General features: G+C 68.5%; 19 protein-coding genes and 1 pseudogene. 10 read left to right on the forward strand and 10 right to left on the reverse strand.

What is annotated here, in order from left to right; all coding sequences use genetic code 11:
* Window positions 1-5: 5 nt before the first annotated feature.
* Window positions 6-1,034 (reverse strand): annotated as a pseudogene (locus SPHPHY_RS19980) (aldo/keto reductase); the annotation flags it as partial.
* 105 nt (window positions 1,035-1,139) lie between these two features.
* Between SPHPHY_RS19980 and SPHPHY_RS0111195 the strand changes: the two are divergent.
* Window positions 1,140-1,895 carry an IclR family transcriptional regulator gene (locus SPHPHY_RS0111195; RefSeq protein ID WP_022686776.1) on the forward strand — a complete coding sequence of 252 codons (756 nt, stop codon included), beginning with the start codon at window positions 1,140-1,142 and terminating at the stop codon, window positions 1,893-1,895.
* A 13-nt stretch (window positions 1,896-1,908) separates the two neighbouring features.
* Here the strand turns inward: SPHPHY_RS0111195 and SPHPHY_RS0111200 are convergent, their stop codons facing one another.
* On the reverse strand, window positions 1,909-2,283 hold the full coding sequence (locus SPHPHY_RS0111200) for a hypothetical protein (RefSeq protein WP_022686777.1): 375 nt from the start codon (window positions 2,281-2,283) through the stop codon (window positions 1,909-1,911).
* Window positions 2,284-2,351: 68 nt separating this feature from the next.
* Window positions 2,352-3,665, reverse strand: coding sequence for a sugar porter family MFS transporter (locus SPHPHY_RS0111205; protein ID WP_028056792.1), 1,314 nt, complete (start codon window positions 3,663-3,665; stop codon window positions 2,352-2,354).
* Between the two features lie 167 nt (window positions 3,666-3,832).
* On the opposite strand from SPHPHY_RS0111205, the gene SPHPHY_RS0111210 reads away from it, so the two are divergent.
* From SPHPHY_RS0111210 to SPHPHY_RS0111230, 4 genes are all read left to right on the forward strand, one after another.
* Window positions 3,833-7,087 (forward strand): glycoside hydrolase family 2 TIM barrel-domain containing protein, encoded by a 3,255-nt coding sequence (locus SPHPHY_RS0111210; protein ID WP_022686779.1) that lies wholly within the window; start codon window positions 3,833-3,835, stop codon window positions 7,085-7,087.
* A gap of 126 nt (window positions 7,088-7,213) precedes the next feature.
* The gene (locus tag SPHPHY_RS19985) at window positions 7,214-7,633 is read left to right on the forward strand and encodes a YbaN family protein (protein ID WP_022686780.1); all 420 of its coding nucleotides are present in this window, start codon (window positions 7,214-7,216) and stop codon (window positions 7,631-7,633) included.
* On the forward strand, window positions 7,618-7,962 hold the full coding sequence (locus SPHPHY_RS0111220) for an HNH endonuclease (protein WP_022686781.1): 345 nt from the start codon (window positions 7,618-7,620) through the stop codon (window positions 7,960-7,962). The genes SPHPHY_RS19985 and SPHPHY_RS0111220 overlap by 16 nt, the downstream gene beginning before the upstream one ends.
* Before the next feature lie 415 nt (window positions 7,963-8,377).
* Window positions 8,378-8,980 (forward strand): hypothetical protein, encoded by a 603-nt coding sequence (locus SPHPHY_RS0111230; protein ID WP_022686783.1) that lies wholly within the window; start codon window positions 8,378-8,380, stop codon window positions 8,978-8,980.
* 233 nt (window positions 8,981-9,213) lie between these two features.
* Here the strand turns inward: SPHPHY_RS0111230 and SPHPHY_RS0111235 are convergent, their stop codons facing one another.
* From SPHPHY_RS0111235 to lepB, 3 genes are all read right to left on the reverse strand, one after another.
* On the reverse strand, window positions 9,214-10,122 hold the full coding sequence (locus tag SPHPHY_RS0111235; protein ID WP_022686784.1) for an alpha/beta fold hydrolase: 909 nt from the start codon (window positions 10,120-10,122) through the stop codon (window positions 9,214-9,216).
* Window positions 10,123-10,233: 111 nt separating this feature from the next.
* Window positions 10,234-10,989, reverse strand: a complete 756-nt coding sequence (gene rnc, locus SPHPHY_RS0111240; RefSeq protein ID WP_022686785.1) for a ribonuclease III — start codon at window positions 10,987-10,989, stop codon at window positions 10,234-10,236.
* Entirely contained in the window at window positions 10,944-11,759 is an 816-nt protein-coding gene (gene lepB, locus SPHPHY_RS0111245) for a signal peptidase I (protein ID WP_022686786.1), read from the reverse strand. The genes rnc and lepB overlap by 46 nt, the downstream gene beginning before the upstream one ends.
* Before the next feature lie 95 nt (window positions 11,760-11,854).
* Here lepB and pgi point away from each other — a divergent pair, with 95 nt between their 5' ends.
* From pgi to gorA, 4 genes are all read left to right on the forward strand, one after another.
* Window positions 11,855-13,345, forward strand: a complete 1,491-nt coding sequence (gene pgi, locus SPHPHY_RS0111250; protein ID WP_022686787.1) for a glucose-6-phosphate isomerase — start codon at window positions 11,855-11,857, stop codon at window positions 13,343-13,345.
* Between the two features lie 44 nt (window positions 13,346-13,389).
* Window positions 13,390-13,602, forward strand: coding sequence for a type II toxin-antitoxin system VapB family antitoxin (locus tag SPHPHY_RS0111255; RefSeq protein ID WP_022686788.1), 213 nt, complete (start codon window positions 13,390-13,392; stop codon window positions 13,600-13,602).
* Window positions 13,599-13,997 carry a PIN domain-containing protein gene (locus SPHPHY_RS0111260; protein ID WP_022686789.1) on the forward strand — a complete coding sequence of 133 codons (399 nt, stop codon included), beginning with the start codon at window positions 13,599-13,601 and terminating at the stop codon, window positions 13,995-13,997. Before SPHPHY_RS0111255 ends, SPHPHY_RS0111260 begins: the two co-directional genes overlap by 4 nt.
* Before the next feature lie 263 nt (window positions 13,998-14,260).
* The gene (gene gorA, locus SPHPHY_RS0111265) at window positions 14,261-15,610 is read left to right on the forward strand and encodes a glutathione-disulfide reductase (protein WP_022686790.1); all 1,350 of its coding nucleotides are present in this window, start codon (window positions 14,261-14,263) and stop codon (window positions 15,608-15,610) included.
* Between the two features lie 352 nt (window positions 15,611-15,962).
* Here the strand turns inward: gorA and SPHPHY_RS0111270 are convergent, their stop codons facing one another.
* Window positions 15,963-16,403, reverse strand: coding sequence for a hotdog fold thioesterase (locus SPHPHY_RS0111270; protein ID WP_022686791.1), 441 nt, complete (start codon window positions 16,401-16,403; stop codon window positions 15,963-15,965).
* Window positions 16,400-16,840: a hypothetical protein gene (locus SPHPHY_RS0111275; protein WP_043131059.1), complete on the reverse strand. Its 441-nt coding sequence runs from the start codon at window positions 16,838-16,840 to the stop codon at window positions 16,400-16,402. The genes SPHPHY_RS0111270 and SPHPHY_RS0111275 overlap by 4 nt, the downstream gene beginning before the upstream one ends.
* 116 nt (window positions 16,841-16,956) lie before the next feature.
* Between SPHPHY_RS0111275 and SPHPHY_RS22660 the strand changes: the two genes are divergently transcribed.
* The gene (locus SPHPHY_RS22660) at window positions 16,957-17,085 is read left to right on the forward strand and encodes a hypothetical protein (protein ID WP_269213763.1); all 129 of its coding nucleotides are present in this window, start codon (window positions 16,957-16,959) and stop codon (window positions 17,083-17,085) included.
* Window positions 17,086-17,107: 22 nt separating this feature from the next.
* Here the strand turns inward: SPHPHY_RS22660 and SPHPHY_RS0111285 are convergent, their stop codons facing one another.
* Window positions 17,108-17,548 (reverse strand): copper chaperone PCu(A)C, encoded by a 441-nt coding sequence (locus SPHPHY_RS0111285; protein WP_022686794.1) that lies wholly within the window; start codon window positions 17,546-17,548, stop codon window positions 17,108-17,110.
* A gap of 481 nt (window positions 17,549-18,029) precedes the next feature.
* Window positions 18,030-20,444 carry an ATP-dependent helicase HrpB gene (gene hrpB / locus SPHPHY_RS0111290; protein WP_022686795.1) on the reverse strand — a complete coding sequence of 805 codons (2,415 nt, stop codon included), beginning with the start codon at window positions 20,442-20,444 and terminating at the stop codon, window positions 18,030-18,032.
* Between the last annotated feature and the right edge of the window lie 136 nt (window positions 20,445-20,580).

Consider the following 20,580-nt stretch of genomic DNA (forward strand, 5'->3'; position numbering starts at 1 on the left):
GCCCGCCAGAGGTCGTCGGGCACCGGCACCGCGATTCGGGCGGCGAGATCGGCGACCTCGGCCGGACTGGCCAGCCCCGCCACCACGCACGCGACCGCTGGATGACGAAGCGGAAACTGGATCGCGGCGGCCGGCAACGACACGCCTGCGGTCGCGCAGGTGCGTGCCAGCGCCTGCGTTCGCTCGACCAGCTCCGGCGAGGGCGCGGCATAATCGTAATGCGACTGCGCGGGATCGGCCTCGGCCGGGTCGCGCGCCAGGATGCCGCTGTTATACGCCCCGCCGATGATGACGCGCACACCTTGGGCGTGGCAGCGATCGAGGAACGCCGCAGCGCTGCGATCGAGCAACGTGTAGCGTCCCGCCAGCAGGATCACGTCGAGCGCGACGCGATCGAGCAGTTCCTCGCACACCGCGATCTCGTTCACCCCGATGCCGATCGCGCGGACCACGCCCGCTTCACGCAATGCGACCATCGCGGGATAACCGCCGTCCAGGAAATCGCGCAGATGTCGCGCATGGTCCTCGCCATGGGTCAGCGTGCCGAGATCATGCGCAAGCAGCACGTCGACCCTGTCGCGTTGCAACCGGGCAAGGCTTCCGTCGAACGACCGCCGCACGCCATCGGCGCTATAATCGAAAACCGGCGCGAACGGATCGGCATCGACGAAGCCGTGCCGTTCACCACGCGCCTCTGTCGGCACCAGCAGCCGCCCGACTTTCGTCGACACCGCACATGCCTGCGCCGGATCAAGCCGCGCCAGCGCTGTGCCCAACCGCCGTTCCGCCAGCCCGAAACCGTAATGCGGCGCGGTGTCGAAATAGCGGAACCCGGCGTCGAGCGCGGCCGCCACCGTCGCTTCCGCGGTGGCATCGTCGATCGCGCGATACAGGTTGCCGATCGTCGCCGTCCCCACGCCGTAGCGCGGCAATGCGCCGCGCGGACCTCCTGTAGAAGGTGTAGGGGAACGTACCGGCTCGATCATGCGCGCTTCCTCTCGCGACGCCACCCTGATCTGTGATCGTCGCGGCATCAACCTAGCCCGCCGATGCGCGGATTGAAATGTAAAATTAGTTTTTATCGGCGCGAACTGGAGGTGCTGGCGCGGACACCGCGCTGCGGCTAGGCTGCCGTCATCATGACCAGCACGCCGCGTTACCAGGCTCCCGCGCTCAAGAAGGGGCTGGAGATACTCGAACTGCTCGCCACCGCCGAACGCGCGTTGACGATGTCCGACATCTCCGGCGCGCTCGGGCGCTCGGTGGGCGAGATCTTCCGCATGCTTCAGGTCCTCGAGGAGCATCGTTACATCGCGCGTGACGACGATGGCTATCGGCTGACCAACCGGTTGTTCGCGCTCGGTATGGGACGACCGCCGGTGCGTGACCTCACCGTCACCGCCGTGCCGATCATGCACGGTCTGGCGCATGCCACCGGCCAAAGCTGCCATCTCGCGGTCGCATCCGGAGCGGAGATGGTGGTGATCGCCGGCGTCGAGGCACCCGGTCTGTCGGGTTTCGCGGTGCGCGTCGGTTATCGCCGCCCGCTGCATCGTTCGGCCTCCGGCCGTATCCTGCTCGCTTTCCAAAGCCCGGGGGTGCGCGATGCCCTGCTCAGCGAGATCCGCGCTGCCGGCGGCGATCCCGAGGCCGAGACCCTGCTGCCGCGTCTGGACGCGCTTGCCGTCGCCGGCGACAGCGTCACCCCCAGCCCGGTGCTCGACGGCATCACCGATCTGTCGGCGCCGATCCTTGAACATGATGCGGCACGCGCCGCGTTGACGGTGCCATTCGTCGCGGGGCGCACCGCACGTGCGTCGCTGGAGGAAACCCGTGCGCTGCTACGCGACGCCGTGCGCGCGATCAGCGGACAGCTTCAGCCGACGCTCGACTGAGGCGGCGCGGGCGTCAGCCCGCCAGCGCCAGCATGATCCGCGTCGAACACAGCGAGCAATCCAGCGCCTTCGCCGCCCCCTCCGCGCACCCGAGGCATGCGCGCGGCCGCTGCGACCCTGCGAGCATCCCGAGCAACAGCCGTTCGTCGGCCGACAACCTGCTCGCCACCCCGACCGCGAAGCGACGCCCCATTGCCGCCTCGCACAACGTCATCAGGCTGTCGAACACCGGCGCCAACATCCCGCCGTCGCGCGGCGCGAGCAGCCTGTGCAGCCGCTGCTGCGTGCACGCGCCCTGATCGCGTGCCGCGCGCCAGCCGCGCGCGAGCAACGGCAACAATTCCTCGATCCTGCCGAGGTTTGGCGGGCGCATCGCCTTGTTCGTCATGCCTGATCCTCCACGCCGCTTCGCGGATCAGGGCATAACCTAGTTGATAATCACTCGCAACTGCTCCGTCAGGCGTCCGCGCCGATCGCCTCGAGCGAACGGCGCTTGGTCTCGGGAAAGAACAGCAGCACGACCACGAACTGCACCGCCATCATCGCCGCGAACAACACGAAGGGCAGCCCGCGCGTGTGTGCCGCGACGACCGGGAAGGCCATCGCGATCACCGCGTCCATCGCCCAGTGCGTCGACGAACCCAGCGCCTGCCCGCGCGCGCGCACGTCGGTGGGAAAGATCTCGCTGATGTACACCCAGATCACCGCGCCCTGGCTGAACGCGAAGAAGGCGATGAACGCGATCAGCAAGGCGAGCAGATATTGCTGTCCCTGACCGCTCAGGAACACCGCCGCGGTGCCGGCCAAGGCCAGCGTCAGCCCCACCGACCCGATCAGCAGCAACGTGCGCCGCCCCAGCCGGTCGATCACCGTCAGCGCCAGCGCGGTGAAAACGAAATTGCACAATCCGATCGTCACGGCCTGGCGGTCTGCCGATACGGCGTCATACCCCGCCGCCGCGAAGATATCGTTGAGATAGTAGAGGATCGCGTTGATCCCGGAGAGCTGGTTGAACGACGCGATCGCGAAGGCGAGCAAAATCGGCTTGCGATGCCGTGTCCACGACAGCCGCGGCGCGCTGCCCACCGCCACCGCCGCCGCGGCGCGCGCATAGCTGTCCAGGTCGGCGCGCGGGTCGGCAACGCCCAGCCGCAGCAGCACGTCCTCGGCCTCCGCCTCGCGCCCCTTCGCGGCCAGCCAGCGCGGGCTGTCCGGGATCGTGAACATCAGTGCCAGCAGCAGCAGCGCCGGCAACGCGCTCACGCCCAGCTTCACCTGCCAGTCGCCCGCGCCCGGCGCCAGGCTGCCGACGATCGCGTTGCTGAGATAGGCGACCAGGATGCCGAGCACGATGTTCAGCTGGAACGTGCCGACCATCCACCCGCGGCGTTCGGCCGGCGCGATCTCCGCGAGATAGACCGGCGCCAGTACCGACGAGGCGCCCACCGCCAACCCGGCCATCACGCGGAACACGATCAACGCGGGCCAGTTCCACGCGATCAGGCAGCCCAGCCCCGACACGCAATAAAGCAGCGCGATGCCCTTCAGCGCATTGCGCGCGCCATAGCGGTCGCCCGGCAAGCCCGCCAGCAACGCGCCCGCCAGCGTGCCCCACAGCGCCGCCGACACCGTCACCCCGACGCCCCCGGCATCCAGCGCGAACGCCGCGCGTATTCCCTCGGTCGTACCGGCGATCACCGCAGTATCGAAACCGAAGAGCAGGCCGGCCAGCCCGCCGACGAGCACGCCGCGCAGCAAGGTGATGTTCAAGGGCTTATGGCTCCGCCAGCGACGCCCGCGCCTGCCGCGGACCGATGCCGCGAACGGACCGGAAAGCAGCGCGCGCGTCAACCCGCCCCGGCTGCGCGGCCCGACCCTTGGCAAAGCCCGGCATGGCCGGTAGTTGTCTTACAAAATGACATAAGGGGAGGATCATCGTGCATCACGTCGGCCATCGTCGGACCGTTGCTTTCGCCGCAGCGCTGCTCGCAGGCGTCTCGACGCAGGCCGCCGCGCAGGATCAGCGCCCGCTGCCCCCGACCCCGCTCAAGCCGCAGATCGATCCTGCCCGCCCGGACTGGGAAAATCCGGCGATCAATTACATCGGGCGGATGCCCGCGCACGCCACCGGCTTCCCGTTCGAGACCCGCGCGAAGGCGCTGGCCGGGCACCGGACGCAGTCCGCGCGCTTCATGTCGCTGAACGGGCAGTGGCAGTTCAGCTTCTCGCCCGACGCCGACACGCTGCCGACGGGATTCGAGCGCCCCGATTACGACGCATCGCAGTGGAAGACGATCAAGGTCCCGGCCGACTGGCAGACCGAGGGCTACGACCAGGCGCGCTACAACAACATCACTTACCCGTTTCCTGCCAATCGCCCGCTGATCCCGCACGCGACCAATCCGGTCGGATCGTACCGGCGCACGATCGACCTGCCGGCGGGATGGAGCGGACAGGATGTCGTGCTCCACGTCGGCGCGGCCGGCTCCGCCTACAAGGTCTGGGTCAACGGTGAGCAGGTCGGCTATTCCGAGGACAGCAAGCTGCCGTCCGAGTTCGACGTGACGCGCTTCGTGAAACCCGGCGCGAACACCGTAGCGATCCAGATTTTCCGCTGGTCGGACGGCAGCTACCTGGAGGACCAGGATTTCTGGCGCGTCTCCGGCATCGAGCGCGAAGTCTATATGATGGCCGCACCGAAGACGCGCGTTCGTGACTTCTTCGTCCACGCCGGGCTCGATGCGGCGTATCGCGACGGCAAGCTCGGCGTCGACGTGACGGTGGCGTCGGGTGCGGCGGTCAACGCGCGCTACGTGCTCATGGACGGCGCCCGCATCGTCGCGCAGGGCCGGACCGCCGTGGCCGCGTCGCAATCCGAGCGCAAGGTGACGCTCGCCGCGACCGTGCCGGGGGTAAAGCCATGGAGCGCCGAGACGCCCAACCTCTACATGCTGCTGGTCGAGCTTTACGACGCCAGGGGTGCGATCATCCAGTCGACCTACCAACGCATCGGCTTTCGCACCGTTGAGATGAAGAACGGGTTGGTCAGCGTGAATGGCAAGCCGATCACGATCCGCGGCGTCAACCGCCACGAACACGATCCCGAGACGTTCCACGTCGTCAGCCACGAGTCGATGGAGCGCGACATCGTCTTGATGAAGCGCAACAACATCAACGCGCTGCGTACCTCGCATTACCCCAACGATCCGTATCTCTACGAACTCGCCGACCGTTACGGCCTGTACGTGATGGACGAGGCGAACATCGAGAGCCACGCCTACATGGAAATGGGGAACAACTTCCCCGACCATCGCAGCGTCTACCAGCTCGGCTTCGATCCCGCGTGGAAGTCGGCGCATGTCGATCGGGTCCTCAACATGGTCGAACGCGACAAGAACCATCCGTCGGTGATCTTCTGGTCGCTCGGCAACGAAGCCGGCATCGGCCCGAACTTCGCCGCCGCCGGCACCGCAGCGAAGGAGCGCGATCCCGGCCGTCTCATCAGCTATCTCGGCTGGGGCACCTATGAAGGCGTGCAGCAGCACCGCACGAACTGGTTCGCGGACATCTACGCGCCGATGTACGACCCGGTCACCAAGATGATCGATTACGCGACCAACTGGAATTACAAACAGCCGATGATCCAGTGCGAATATGCCCACATGATGGGCAATTCGGGTGGCAACATGAAGGAATATTGGGACACGATCTACGCTCATCCCGACAAGTTGCAGGGCGGGTTCGCATGGGACTGGGTCGATCAGGCGATGTACCGTTATACCAAGGACGGCCGTCGCTACTGGGGTGACGGCGGCGAATATGGCCCCAATCCGGGCGGCGAGATCGAGTTCGGCGACGGTATGCTTCAGGCGGACCGCACCCCGAACCCGCAATTGTACGAGGTGCGCAAGGTCTACGCCCCCGTGCAATTCACCGGCTATGACGCCGGCACCGGGCAGCTCACGATCGCCAACCACCACGATTTCCTCGGTGCGGACGCCTATGACTATAGCTGGGAGCTGCTCGAGAATGGCGTGCCCGTCGCGCGCGGCGCAATGCCCGCGCCCACCGTGGCAGCGCACCGGACGGCACAGGTCGCGCTCACGCCGAGCGGCTTCACCCGCCGCGCCGACGCCGAATATTATCTGACCGTCAGCTACCGCGCCAAGGCCAACGTCACGCCCGGCGTCGCCGCGGGCACGCTGGTCGGCTGGGAACAATTCGCGCTCGGCACCGCCCCGGCGCCGGTCGCGCTGGCCGATGCCGGCGCGGTGAAGCTCGACAATCGCGGCGGCACGATCCGCCTCGGCGCCGGCGACACCGAGTTGGTGATCGATCGCAGGACCGGGCTGGTCGAGCGCTACGCGAAGGGTGGACGCCTGCTGCTTTCCGGTGGCGCGCCGAACTTCACGCGCGCGCTGACCGACAATGATCTGGGCGTCGGCACCGAAAAGCGCGACCTGCCATGGCGACGTGCCAGCGCCGAGCGCGTCGTCGAGGGCATCGACACGCAGAAGCTGCCCGGCGGCGGTGCGGCAGTGACGGTTCGCTGGCTGACGGGTGGCAACGTCGCACGCTTCACCGCGCAATATCGGATGGCGGGTGACGGCAGCGTCGCGGTGACCGGCGACTTCCAGCCGCTCGACACCACCCTCGGCGATCCGCTCCGGATCGGCATGTCCTACGTCACGCCGCGCGATTACCGCACCGTGCAATGGTACGGCCGCGGCCCGCACGAAAGCTACAGCGATCGCAAGACCTCGGCACCGATCGGGCTGTGGCGCGGCGACATCGCCCGCCAGGACCACGACTACATCCGCCCGCAGGAAACCGGCAACAAGGTCGACGTGCGCTGGATGGAGCTGGTGCGCGGCACCGACGGCGGCTTGCGCGTCGCCGGCGAGCAGCCGCTGTCGATGAATGCGCTCGCCTTCCCCTATGCGGAGCTCGACCGCCGCACGCCGGGAACGCGCAAGAGCACCGACATCGTGCCGGGCGCGAATGGCAGCCTCCTGATCGATGCGGTGCAGTCGGGCGTTGGCGGCGATACGCAGTGGAGCGATTGGGGCCGTCCCCTCCCGGCCTATCGCATCAACGTCGCGCCGTTGCGCTACGGCTTCACGCTCTCGCCGGTCGGCGATGATGCGCACGGCGCCGGCGCGAAACCGGCGACCGCGACCGGCGAGGAATAAGCGATGGTCGTCGCCCCGTCGCCGGTCGCGCGATGGGGCGACGCCACCGACGAAAGCCCTTGCACGGCACCGTCCGTTCGCGCGATGCTTCACCCTTCGTCGCAGCACGACAGGAGCCGGCGTCCGATGCTTCCCGCCGACCCGCCTCGCCAGACCCGCCTGCGGGCCGCCGCACGCCTCGGCTGGCTGGCGCTCGGCTTCGTCTGCGTCGCGCTCGGGATCATCGGTGCGCTGCTGCCGCTGATGCCGACGACGATCTTCCTGATCCTCGCCGCCGGTTGCTTCGCCCGCTCGTCGCCGCGGCTCGAGGCGTGGTTGCTCGATCACCCGCGCTTCGGGCCGACGTTGCGCGCGTGGCGCCGCGACCGCGCGATCCCGCGCCGCGCCAAGCTGCTCGCCTGCACCGGGATCACCGCGGGCTATGCGATCTTCCTCGCCACGGCCGCGCCGCATTGGCCGCTGGCGCTCGGCGTCGCCGCTGCAATGGCCGCGTGCGCCGGGTTCATCGTCACCCGCCCGTCGCCGCCCGAATGGTCGGACGGGTAAGGCGCAAGGCAGGGCTGGTCGCCGCGGCCGCGCTCGCCGGGCAGCGCGCCGCAGTCCCGGCCGTCTGCGCCTTGTGCAGGCGCCCGCTCGGCACACGCGTCGAATGGCACCACGTCGTTCCGCGCAGCGAGGGCGGAACCGATACCGTCCCGCTCCACCCGATCTGCCACCGCGCGATCCATGCCGCCGCCGACAATGGCACGCTCGCGCGGGCGGGAACCCTCGACGCGATCCGCGACCTCCCGGCGCTGGCGCGTTTCCTGCGGTGGATTGCCGACAAGCCGCCCGACTTCCACGCCCCGACCCGCCGGGCCCACGATCCCGCCTAGGTGCGATCGACGCCACGCCTGAACGTCGACGGCCCGCGCGTTACGATATCGACGGATAATCGCGGTCACGCGCCTCTCGGATCGAAGGTTCGGGGACCGTTCCGCTGGTCGGCACCGACGCTGGCATCGGCGATCATGTGGATCGCCGACGAGCCGCCCCGACCGTCGAGCGCGACCATCGATCCGCTCCAATAAGGCACCTTTGTGACGGTTGACCCCGACTATGGCCGAGATGCGGCGGGATCGTTCATCGCGCCGACAGAAAGCGTGGCCATTCCGCCACACCATCGCGGTTCCTTACAGTCCGCGCATCTTTTCGAGCAACCAAGCCGTGGGGTTCTGGTTAGTGCAGTCCCGGCCCGGTCGCACCGTGCGTCGCGATAAACCGGGCAACGACACTGTTCTGAGGTATATTATGCGTAAGCTAGTTCTTGCGGCCGTTGCCGCGTCCGCCGCGTTTGTCGCCACCCCGTCGCTGGCGCAGGATGCCACCACGACCGATACGGCAACCGCCCCCGCCACCGCGCCGGACGGTACCCGCGCGTTCGGGATCGAGCCGTACGTCGCCGTTCGTGGCGGCTGGGAAGAGTTCCAGAGCGACAGCGTTCCGGGTGCACCGCGCTCGAACAAGCTGAACGGTTCGCTGGTCGAGGGTCTCGCCGGCGTCAACATCCCGCTCGGGCCGGTGTTCGTCGGTGCCGAGGGCAACGTCGCCAAGGGCGTGTCGGGTGATATCGACTGGCAGTACGGCGCCGCCGGCCGCTTCGGCTTCCGCGCTGGCGACAGCGGCCTGATCTACGGCAAGGTCGGCTACCAGTGGGTCAACTTCGACAAGCGCGTGAACACCGATCGCGACTTCCACGACATGACCTACGGCATCGGCTTCGAGGTCGGCCCGAAGGACATCGGTCTCGGCGGCATCACCAGCAACTCGGGCATCCGTCTGCGTGGCGAAGTGTCGACCTATGGCTGGACGAACAGCTTCCGTCCGACGCTGGGCATCGTCGCGCACTTCTGATGCGCTGACGATCAACGGTTCCGGTCGTCAAGGGAGCACCAGGCGACCGGCCGCACCTGTAGCGTTTCGTGCGGGAAGAGAAGGGCGTGGCCGCAAGGCCGCGCCCTTCTCGCGTTGGCGCGCAACGCCATTCGAGCAATGGTGTCGCGACAATCCGGTTCGCGTTCGGTATGCGCCAGGCTCGTTGGGGTCAGGATCGCCTTCGGGACGACCACGTCCGGCGTCGATCCGGCTCAGGAAGCGGCCGCACACCCGCCCGGCAGCCAGTCGGACAAAATCGCGTTCACATCCGCGGCGGCTTCCTGCTGCACCCAGTGCGACACGCCCGGAAGGCGGCGGATCGTCAGCTCGGGGACGAACTGCTCGGTGCCGTCCAGCGTCTCCGGACCCAGCGCGCTGTCCGCCTCGCCCCACACGATCAACGTCGGCAAGTCGACGCATCCTTCGTTCGGCAACGCGCGCGGCGGCGGGTTGAGCGGGATCGCGCGGTACCAGTTGAGCATCGCGGTAAGCGCGCCGGGCCGCAGCGCCGACGCGGCATAGACGTCCAGCACCTCGTCCGGGAACTTGGACGGATCGACGGCGCGGCGATGGAACGTCCCGCGCAGGCCGGCCGCGTCGTTGCGCCCCAGCATCCGCTCGGGCAGCTCCGGCGCCTGGAATGCACCGAGATACCAGCTGCGCCGTTGCTGCGGCCATTGCCGCAGCGCGCGCGCGAAGCAGCGTGGATGCGGCATGTTCATCACCACCAGCCGCTCGAGCGGGCGCAGGCGATGGATCGCGAACGACCACCCGACCACGCCGCCCCAGTCATGCCCGATCAGCGTCAGCCGTTTCGCCCCGCTCGCCTCGAACAATGCCACCACGTCCGCGGTCAGCCGGTCGATCCGGTAATCCTCGATCGCAGTCGGCTTCGACGTCGCGCCATAACCGCGCTGGTTGGGTGCCCATACGCGATAGCCCATCGCCGCCAGCACCGGGATCTGGTGCCGCCAGCTGAAGGCGAGTTCGGGATAACCGTGCAGGCACAACGCCAGGTGATCGCCCGCGCCCGCCTCGACGACTTCGAAGGACAGGCCGTTCGCCTCCACCCGACGAACCGTCATCCCGCTTTCGGGGGCGGGCTGCCAGCTGGGGATCATCCCCGCTTGCCCCTGCGAACTGACAACGGCCGCGGCCTGGTCATCGACGCGCTCCCTGCACTCTCCGGCCGTCGATCATAGATCATGGAACGGTCGCGGCAAGTCGCCGCGTCAGCGCCGCCGCTTGCGGCGCGTTGCCGGCTGTTCGCGCAATATGTCGAGCAGCGCCCGTGCCGCGGCGGTCTCCGCCTCCTGCTTGCTCGTCCCTTCCGCGGTCACCTCGTCCGTGCCGACCGCCGCGCGGATCGTGAAGCGCGGCGCGTGGCCGGGGCCGGAGCGGTCGACGATGCTGTAGGCGGGCACGCCGCGCCGGTTCGCCGCCGCCCATTCCTGCAAGGCGGATTTAGGATGCTGCGGCGCGCTGTCGTCGGCGTGGATGCGATCCGCCCACAGCCGCCGTACCGCCGCACGCGCCGCCTCCAGCCCCGCCGTCCGGTATAGCGCGCCGAGCAGCGCCTCCATCACGTCGCCGAGCAGATTGTCGCCATGCTGCGCCCCGTCGTCGCGCGCCTGCTTGCCGAGCCGCACGTACGCGGTGGCACCGATCCCGCGCGCCACCTCGGCACACACCGCACCGGTGACCAGCGCATTGAAACGTCGCGACAATTGCCCCTCGGGCTCGTCGGGGAAAGCTTCCCAGAGCCACTCGGCCATCACCAGCCCGAGCACGCGGTCGCCCAGGAATTCCAGCCGCTCGTAGCTGCCCCCCGCCTGCCCGACGGCGTGGCTGGAATGGGTCAGCGCGCGGACGAACGGCGCGGGATCGTCGGGGTGGACGCCCAGCGCCTCGCCCACCCACGCCGCCACGTCGTCGCTCACGTTCAGAAGCCGTGCCCGATCCGGCTGAGCCTCGCCGCCGATGCCCATGTCCACGGCTTCAGCCATTCCGCGCCGCCGTCGGTCGACCAGAAGGTGACCAGCGCCTTGCCCTCGATCCGCTCCATCGGGATATAGCCCATGCCCTCGGGTGGTGCGAAGCGGCTGTCCGCGCTGTCGTCGCGATTGTCGCCCATCAGGAACACGTCGCCGGCCGGTACGCGGTAGAGATCGGTATCGTCGGCGATCGGCATGTCGCCCTGGTCCAGCACCTCGTAGCTGCGCCCGCCCGGCAACGTCTCGCGGAAGCGCGGGTAGCGGCAGATCGGCTTCCCGGTCGCATCGACGTCCTGGAACTGCACGCCGCATTTCTCGGCCGGGAAGTTCGCGGTCAACGGCACGATGAAGTCGGCGATCCGCTGCTTCGGGATCGCCTTGCCGTTCAAAAACAGCTGTCCGGTCTTCATCTGGATCGTATCGCCCGGCAGCCCGATCACACGCTTGATCACGTCATGATCGTCCGGCCCCATCGACCGGAACACCACCGTATCGCCTCGCGTCGGCGTGCTTGCGAAGATGCGTCCCGGAATCAACGGGATGCCCCAGGGCAGCGACCAGCGGGAATAACCGTAGTTCCACTTGGAGACGAACAGATAGTCGCCGATCAGCAGCCGCGGCAGCATCGATTCGGACGGGATCGAGAACGGCGAGAAGATGAAGCTGCGCAGCACGAAGACGAACAGCGCCAGCTTCAGCAGGAAGCGGATCGTCTCGCTCGTTTCCGAACGCGCGGGCTTGCCGGGAACAACGGGGGTGGCCATGAAGCACCGCGTCGCGCAATGCCTGCGCTTCGTCAAGCGGAGCGTTCATCGCCGCGAACGGTTGTGGCCCGGAATTGGTCGGAAGGAACGTACAGATGGCGGATTGGTCGAAGATCGAGGCGCTTCCCAAGGAACGGCTCGAGACATTGTTCGCAAACGAGCCGGACCGGCTCGCGCGGTTGTCGCTCGACGTCGCGGGCATCCACTTCGACTGGTCGAAGACGCATTTGACCCCGGATGCGGTCGCCGCATTCGAGGCGCTGGCGAAGGAGACCAATCTCGCCGGCAAGCGCGAGGCGATGTTCGGCGGCGAGCACGTCAACGTCACCGAGGACCGCCCGGTCGAACACACCGCCGAGCGCGGCGAGGGCAAGGCCGAAAGCGTGTCGCGTTCGGCATCCTATCACGCGCGGATGCGCGCGGTGATCGACGCGATCGAGGCCGATGCGTTCGGCGCGATCCGCCACGTCCTGCACGTCGGTATCGGCGGTTCGGCGCTCGGCCCGCACCTGCTGGTCGACGCGCTGGGTCGCGACAGCGATCGCTATGACGTCGCGATCGTCTCCAACGTCGATGGCATGGCGCTCGACGACGTGTTCGACCGCTTCGATCCGGCGACCACTCTGCTGGTCGTCGCATCCAAGACCTTCACCACCACCGAGACGATGATGAACGCCGAAAGCGTCATCGCGTGGATGAGCGGTGCCGGGGTCGACGATCCCTATGGCCGCGTGATCGCGCTCACCGCCTCGCCGGAAAAGGCGATCGAATGGGGTGTCGACGAGACGCGCATCCTGCCGTTCTCTGAGGGCGTCGGTGGGCGTTATTCGCTGTGGTCGTCGATCGGCTTTCCGGCCGCGATCAAGCTTGGCTGGGAGCAGTTCCAGGAACTGCTCGAAGGCGCCGCCGAGATGGACCGCCACTTCCGCCTCACCGCGCTGCACGAAAATGCCCCGGTGCTCGCTGCATTCGCCGACCTTTACTATACGCAGGTCCGCCATGCCGAAACTCGCGCGCCGTTCGCCTATGACGAACGCCTGCGCCTGCTGCCCAGCTATCTCCAGCAGCTGGAAATGGAATCGAACGGCAAGGGCGTGACCGCCGACGGCCAGCCGGTCGGTCGCCCCACCGCGCCGATCACGTGGGGCGGCGTCGGCACCGATGCGCAGCATGCGGTGTTCCAGTTGCTGCATCAGGGCACGCATCTGGTCCCGGTCGAGTTCCTCGCCGTGATCGAGGCGAGCGACACCCTGCCGCCCGAGCACCACCGCCAGCTGCTGCTCAACGCATTCGCGCAGGGCGCGGCGTTGATGCAGGGCAAGCAGGCCGATGATCCCGCACGCAGCTATCCCGGCGACCGCCCGTCCTCGACGCTGCTGCTCGACCGCCTCGATGCGCGTACGCTGGGCGCGCTGATCGCCTTCTACGAGCACCGCGTGTTCGTGAACGGCGTGCTGCTCGGCATCAACTCCTTCGACCAGTTCGGCGTCGAGCTGGGCAAGGAAATGGCCAAGGCCGCTGCGAAGGGCGGCGGCGACTTCGACCCCTCCACCACCGATCTGATCGCGCGCGCCGGACTGGCGTAGCCGCGGGTGACCGATTATGTGTATGGCTCTGCGGAGCCATACACATGCGGACCAACATCGACATCGACGACGCGCTCATGGCCGAGGCCATGGAAGTGCTGGGCGTGAAGACCAAGCGAGACGCGGTTGTCGAGGCGCTGCGTCGATCGATCCGCGCACGCCGGCAGCTCGACGCGATACGCGGCCTACGCGGGCTTGGCTGGGAGGGTGACCTCGACGAGATGCGTACCAGCAAGTACCTGTCCGAAGGCGAATGATCCTGGTCGACAGCAGCGTGCTGATCGACACGTTGAGAGCACGTACCACCCTGCAAACACGGCAACTGGAGGCGTTTGCGATCGACGAACAGGAGCTTGCCGTCGGCGATCTGATGATCGTCGAAGTCCTGCAGGGCACGCGCAGCACGGGCGCCTTCGAACAGGCCCGGGTCTATCTGTCCACCTTCTCGCACATTCGGATAAGCGATGGCACGGTCGCCGAACAGGCCGCTCGCAACTACCGCACGCTGCGCGCACTCGGCATCACGATCCGCAAGACGATCGACACGCTCATCGCCACGCGTTGCATCGTCGACGGCATCCCGCTTCTCTACGCCGATCGTGACTTCGACCCGTTCGTCGAGCACCTCGGGCTGCGCTCGGCGATGCAGTGAGCCGCTGTCCTACACCGGCACGCGTTGATATCGACGTCACCGCCCGGCCACGTACCGATCTGCCAATCCGACGCGCCATCGTCTCAACATTCGCAACATTCGCGCCGCCATCTGGACCGCCCGCTGCCGGCTTCCTTGTCACCGCGCTGTCCTACGCCGCGCCCTGCTGCTAGGCACCCGGGTTGCAAGACGGGTGCCCCGTATCGACATTCAGGCGCGACCCCCTCAACATTCGCAACGTTCGCGCCCTCACGGAGCCTTTCATGTCCGACTTCGACTACGACCTTTTCGTCATTGGCGCCGGTTCCGGCGGCACGCGCGCGGCGCGCGTGGCGGCGGCGCACGGCGCGAAAGTGGCGGTAGCGGAGGAATATCGCGTTGGCGGCACCTGCGTGATCCGCGGTTGCGTGCCCAAGAAGCTGCTCGTCTACGGTGCACACTTCGCCGAGGATCTGCGCGACGCGCGCCACTTCGGCTGGGACGTGCCGGATGATTGCGCCTTCAACTGGCCGCGGCTCCGCGACAACGTGCTGAAGGAGGTGGACCGCATCAACACGGCCTACACCACCACGCTCGGCAACGCGGGCGCGGAGATCATCCACCAGCGCGCCACTGTCTCCGGCCCCAACGAAGTGACGCTGGGTGATGGCACGAAGAAGACCGCGAAGACGATCCTCATCGCGGTCGGCGCGCATCCGGCGGTGCCGGAATGTCCCGGTCACGAACATGGCATCACCTCGAACGAGGCGTTCCACCTCGAAAGCATTCCCAAGCGGATCCTGATCGCGGGCGCCGGCTATATCGCCAACGAATTCGCGGGGGTCTTCCACCAACTCGGCGCGCACGTCATCCTGATGAACCGCACCAAGGAGATCCTGCGCGGCTACGACCTGCAGATCCGCGACCGGCTGCTCCAGATCAGCATGATGAAGGGCCTGGAGTTCCGCTTCGACGCCGCTTTCCAGGGCATCGAGAAGCACGAAAACGGCTGCCTGACGGTTCATATGTCGAACCACGAGCCGGTCACCGTCGACCTCGTGATGTTCGCCACCGGGCGCAAGCCCAACACCTTCGGGCTGGGGCTGGAGACGGCCGGGGTAGAGCTCGACGATCACGGCGCGGTGAAGGTCGATGACGACAATCGCTCGACCTGCGCATCGCTCTACGCGGTCGGCGACGTCACCAATCGTATCCAGTTGACCCCGATCGCAATCCGCGAGGGGCAGGCGTTCGCCGACAACCTCTACGGCGGCAAGGCGACGAAGGTCGATTACGACTGCGTGCCATCTGCGGTGTTCAGCCACCCGCCGCTCGCCGGCGTCGGGCTAACCGAGGCGCAGGCGCGACAGAAGCTGGGTTCGGTGAAGGTCTATTCGTCGGACTTCCGCCCGATGAAAAACGTGCTGGCGGGCCGCGACGAACGCGCGCTCTACAAGATGGTGTGCGACGGCGAGACCGATCGCGTCGTCGGCATTCACATGATCGGCCCGGACGTGCCGGAGATCATCCAGGCCGCGGCCGTTGCGGTGAAGGCCGGGCTGACCAAGGCGCAGTTCGACGCCACCGTCGCGCTCCACCCGACGATGGCCGAGGAACTGGTGCTCCTGAAGTAAGTACGTCTGGCTCGCGCTGCCGTCCGTACCGAGGCGGCAGCGCGAGACGTCTGGATGCCGGCTCGAAGCACTGCTTTTCGACACACTGCTTCGTCAGGCTCGCCCTTTCGTCGGCGCGGGCGGCCGATGCGTACCAAGCGGGATCGACATCCAGCGCTACGCGGGGGCCGAACCGTACGCGACTGAAGATCATTCATCTGTTCGGGCGAAGCTTCCACGATCTCTCCGTCCGTCCGTCGTTGCGAGCGTAGCGAAGCAATCCAGCGTTCCGCGCGACGCCCTGGTCTGCTTCGCTACGCTCGCCACGACGGCGTTCGCAGTGGAAACCGGCGCGATGTCGATCGGCCCTAGCTCACCCGACCTCGCCCCGCACCGCGGCGATCACCGCTGCGGTCATCCGCGCGAGGCACACGAGCCGCCCGGCCTGGTCCTCGACCCGGATCGTCCACACCTGCGACGTACGCCCGCGCGCCTCGCAGGTGGCGGTGGCGTGGACGAAGCCTTCACCCACCGGGCGCAGATGGTTGGCGTTGATCTCCATGCCGACCGCCGCCGCCGTGGCCGGATCGAGCGTCGCCATCGCTGCGACCGAGGCCACCGTCTCGGCCAGCGCCACCGAAGCGCCGCCGTGCAGCCGGCCATACGGTTGGCGGGTCCGCTGATCGACGGGCATCCGCGCGCGCAGCCAGTCGTCGCCTGCCGCGACGAACGTGATTCCCAGGAAGCCCGGCATCGATCCGGCGCAGGCGGCGGTGACGGCGTCGAGGTCGATGGGGGTGTGCCAGATGCTCACGGGCGTTCTCCGAACGGAAGGATCGATTCGTATTGCGTACGATCCGGCGCACCCGGCACCACCGCCCCGCGCCGCAGCAGGAAGGCATGCCGGACGATCTCGGCCTGCTGCTCGATGCCATAGCGCTCCAGGCGCCAGCCGGGGCGGATCGCGTAGTGATAGCGGCAGAACGGATGGCGTTTCAGCGGCAGGAATATCCCGCGCTGATGCTGCCAGACATGGCACAATTCGTGGATCAGCAGCCCTTGCGCGTCGAGCGAAGCCGCAGCGAAATCCTCGCACCACAGCGTCCCGCCCGGATGGAAATGGATGCACCCGCGCGGCGCCATCACCGTGTCGCGAGGCTGGAAAAACGCCCATTTCCGCTGCACCAGTCGCACCGGCGCATAGTCGATCGCATCGCCATACACCGACCGGGCCAGTGCCACCTCCCCCATGGTCAGCGCGCGTCCGGTCACCACGGTGACAGCGCCTCCAGCACGAGTTCACCGGCACCATGCCCGGTAAGATGCCGGCAAGGCCGGTCGATCCACGATAGTGCGATCCCATCGCCATGACCGACATCGACCCGCTCGGTCCTCACCAGGCCGGGCACGACGAAATCCGCGATACGCGCGACGGCAAGCTCCACGCCCGGGAACCTAGCGAACACCACCCGCCCCGCCGCGCCGTCGAGACTTGAGCTGGATCGACGATGCGACGGATCAGTCGGGCGCGGCATCGCCCGCCGCTATCACCTTCGCGGGAACGGCAGTCGAGCTCCCATCGGCGAAGCGCATCGTCAGCGGCAGGGTTGCGCCTGCTCTCACCGACGCCGGCACGTCGAACAGCATCACGTGCCGCCCGCCCGGCGCGAAGGCGACGTCCGCTCCCGTCGGAACCGGCACGTTCGGCAGCGAGTCCATCGTCGCCATGCCGTTGCCGGTCATGCGGCTGCCATGCAGTTCGGCGCGCGGAACGCCCGCCGCCTCTACCTTTACCAGCGTTGCGTCCTTCGCTCCGCCGCGCATCATGAAATAGCCCGCCGCCGGCCGGCCCGGCACCGCAGCCAGCCGGATATAGGCATCCTTCACCACCGGCGTCTGCGGCTGCGCGGAGCAGGCGGCGAACAGCATCAGCGGCGCAATCGTCCAGCGGCGGTCCATCACATCTCCTCGTATCGTGGCGCCGGTGTAGGTGCGCCGCCGCGCCCCGACAAGCCAGCGCCGGTCGACACCCGGCGTCCCGAAGCAATCCGCTTCGTTCGCGCTCTCGGGACGGCTTGATCTACCAGCCGAGGTCGCCCTTCTCGCGCCGATCGACAATCAGCGCTTCGCGGGTGCCGGACTGCTCGCGAATGAAGATGATCCATCGGTTCGGGCGAGCCGCGCTGCCACGATCGGGCAGGCTTGCTCCCTTGCTCCGTCATTGCGAGCGCAGCGAAGCAACCCAGCGTTCCGCACGACGCGCTGGCTTGCTTCGCTGCGCTCGCAACCACGGGGGAGCCGGCTGGCTGTCGATCGGCTCCAGAAGCAGGCAGACCTCGCAATCCGTCGCCCCGGCGTGGCACTTCGCCCTTCATCTGCAAGTTGAAACCGCCGAAACGCATTCAGCGCGACGGCCGCCATAGCCGAAGGAGGTCCTCGCCTAGCGCCGCGCATCCGCGCGCTTTGTGCGCAGCGTCGGCGCCGCCGCCGCGGGATCGTCCGGCCACGGATGCCGCGGGTAGCGCCCGCGCATCTCGCGCGCCACCTCGCGCCAGCTACCCTGCCAGAACCCCGGCAAGTCGCGGGTCGTCTGGATCGGGCGCCCCGCCGGTGACGTCAACGACAGCACCAGCGGCACGCGTCGTTCGCCGACCAGCGGATGCTCGGCCAGCCCGAACAGGGCTTGCACGCGCAACTCCACCGTCGGGCCCGCTTCGGCGCCATAATCGATCGCATGCGTCGATCCTGCCGGGCTCGTGAACTCGGCCGGCGCGAGGCGGTCGATCTGGCGCAGCGCATCCCAGCCGATCAGCTGCCGCAAAGCCTCGGTCAACGCACCCGGCGCGATCGCATCCAGCCGCCGCCGCCCCGCCACCAGCAGCGGCAGCCATTCGTCGAGCCGCTCGACCAGCACCGCATCGTCGAGCGGCACGCCCGCGAACAGCGCGCGCGTCCGCAGCGCCGTCGCGCCATCGGACCACGGCAGCAACGCCACCCCGTGCACGCGCACCCCCTCCACCAGTGCCGCCGCCAGCACCGCCGGATCGGCCTGTGGGTCGGGGCCGCTCGACAGCCGGATCGCGCCGATCCGCCGCTCGCGCAGCGACTGCACGGCACCGGTCGCCGCATCGAAGGTGGCGGTGCGATGCGTCACGATCCGGTCGGCGAACAACGCCTCGACCTCTCCCGCGTCGATCGCCGCGGCGGACAGGATGCGCGCGCCCGCCGCCATCCCCTGCGTTTCGGCGACCGCCAGCCATTCCGCACGCGCCAGCGTCGACGTGGCGTCAAGCCGGAAGCCGCGCCCGCCCGCCGACACCCACCGCTCGCCACTGGCATCGCGACGCCGCGCGACGCGGTCCGGGAAGGCCAGCGCGACACACGCCGCGATCGTCTCCGCCGCGCCGCCGCGGCCCGCCATCCCCGCCCAGCGCTTCGCGAGTGCCCGCGCGCTTTCCGCCTTGGCGGAACGATCGCCGCGCCAGCGTCGCAATCGCAGTTCGAGGTCGGCGTCAGGCCCGCCCAGCCCGCGCTCCTGCAACAACACCGCGATCTCCGCGGCGAGCCGCCTGTCGCCCGCCTCCAGCAGCATGTGCGCCAGCCGCGGCGTCATCGGAAGCGCAGCGATGCGCTTACCGTGCGAGGTCGGCCGCCCGTCCGCATCGATCGCCCCCAGCGTCAGCAACCGTGCCCGCGCTTCGGTCACCGCGACTTCCGGCGGCGGATCGAGCCAGCGCAGCGCCCGCGGATCCGCCACGCCCCACATCGCGCACGCCAGCACCAGCGCCGACAGGTCCGCCTCGAGGATTTCGGGCGGGTCGAAGCGCGGTGTCCCCGCGGTACCCGCCGCTTCCCAAAGGCGATAGGCGACGCCCGGCTGCTGCCGCGCGGCGCGACCGGCGCGCTGCGTCGCCGACGCCTGGCTGGCGCGCTCGGTCACCAGTCGCGTCATCCCCGCCGCGCGGTCGTAGCGTGGGCGTCGCGCCAGCCCGCTGTCGATCACCACCCGGATACCGTCCAGCGTCAGGCTCGTCTCCGCGATCGACGTCGCCAGCACCAGCTTGCGCGCGCCGTCCGGCTCGGCACGGATCGCGGCGCGCTGGGCGCTCGGGTCAAGGCTGCCGTGCAGCCGGTGGACGCGCACGCCAGGGATTTCGGCGATCCGCTCCGCCGTTCGCTCGATCTCCGCCACGCCGGGCAGGAACGCCAGCACCCCGCCCTGCTCCTCCCCCAGCGCACGGCGGATCGCCCCCGCCATCGCATCCTCGATCCGCGCCTCGGCGGCGCGCCCGATGTGGCGCAGCTCGAGCGGATGGCTGCGTCCTTCGCTCTCGACCACCGGCGCGCCGTCCATCAGCGTCGCGAAGCGCGCACCGTCCAGGGTAGCGGACATGGCCACGATCCGCAGGTCGGGCCGCAAGCCACCCTGCGCGTCAAGGGCGAGCGCCAGCCCGAAGTCGCCGTCCAGGCTCCGCTCGTGCACTTCGTCGAACAGGATTGCGGACACACCGGTCAGCTCGGGATCGTCCTGCAGCCGTGCGGTCAGGATGCCTTCGGTCAGGACGGTGACCCGCGTGGCCGCCGACCGCTTCGTATCGAGGCGCGTCGCATAGCCGAAAGTACCTCCGACCGGCTCACCCGCCTGTGCGGCCATCCGCTCCGCGGCGGCGCGCGCGGCGAGGCGGCGGGGGCTGGTGACCAGCACCTCGCCGCTGCACCACGCCGCGCCGATCAGGGCGGGTGCGACGGCGGTGGTCTTGCCCGCTCCCGGCGGGGCCACCAGCACCGCCGACGATCGCTCGGCGAGGACGGCGAGCAACTCGGGCAGGACGGCATGGATCGGCAGCGAGGTCACGCGCCGGTGTGTGGCAGATCGTAGCGCGGTTGAGAACCGCAACGCCCGGCATCGCCCGCCGCGAAGGTCATGGGAGCGCCACCCCGGCAAGAGCGGACATGGCGCGCCACGCAGGAGGTTCCAGCGTTCGCCGGAA

This window comes from Sphingomonas phyllosphaerae 5.2 (assembly GCF_000419605.1).
GTDB lineage: Bacteria > Pseudomonadota > Alphaproteobacteria > Sphingomonadales > Sphingomonadaceae > Sphingomonas > Sphingomonas phyllosphaerae_B.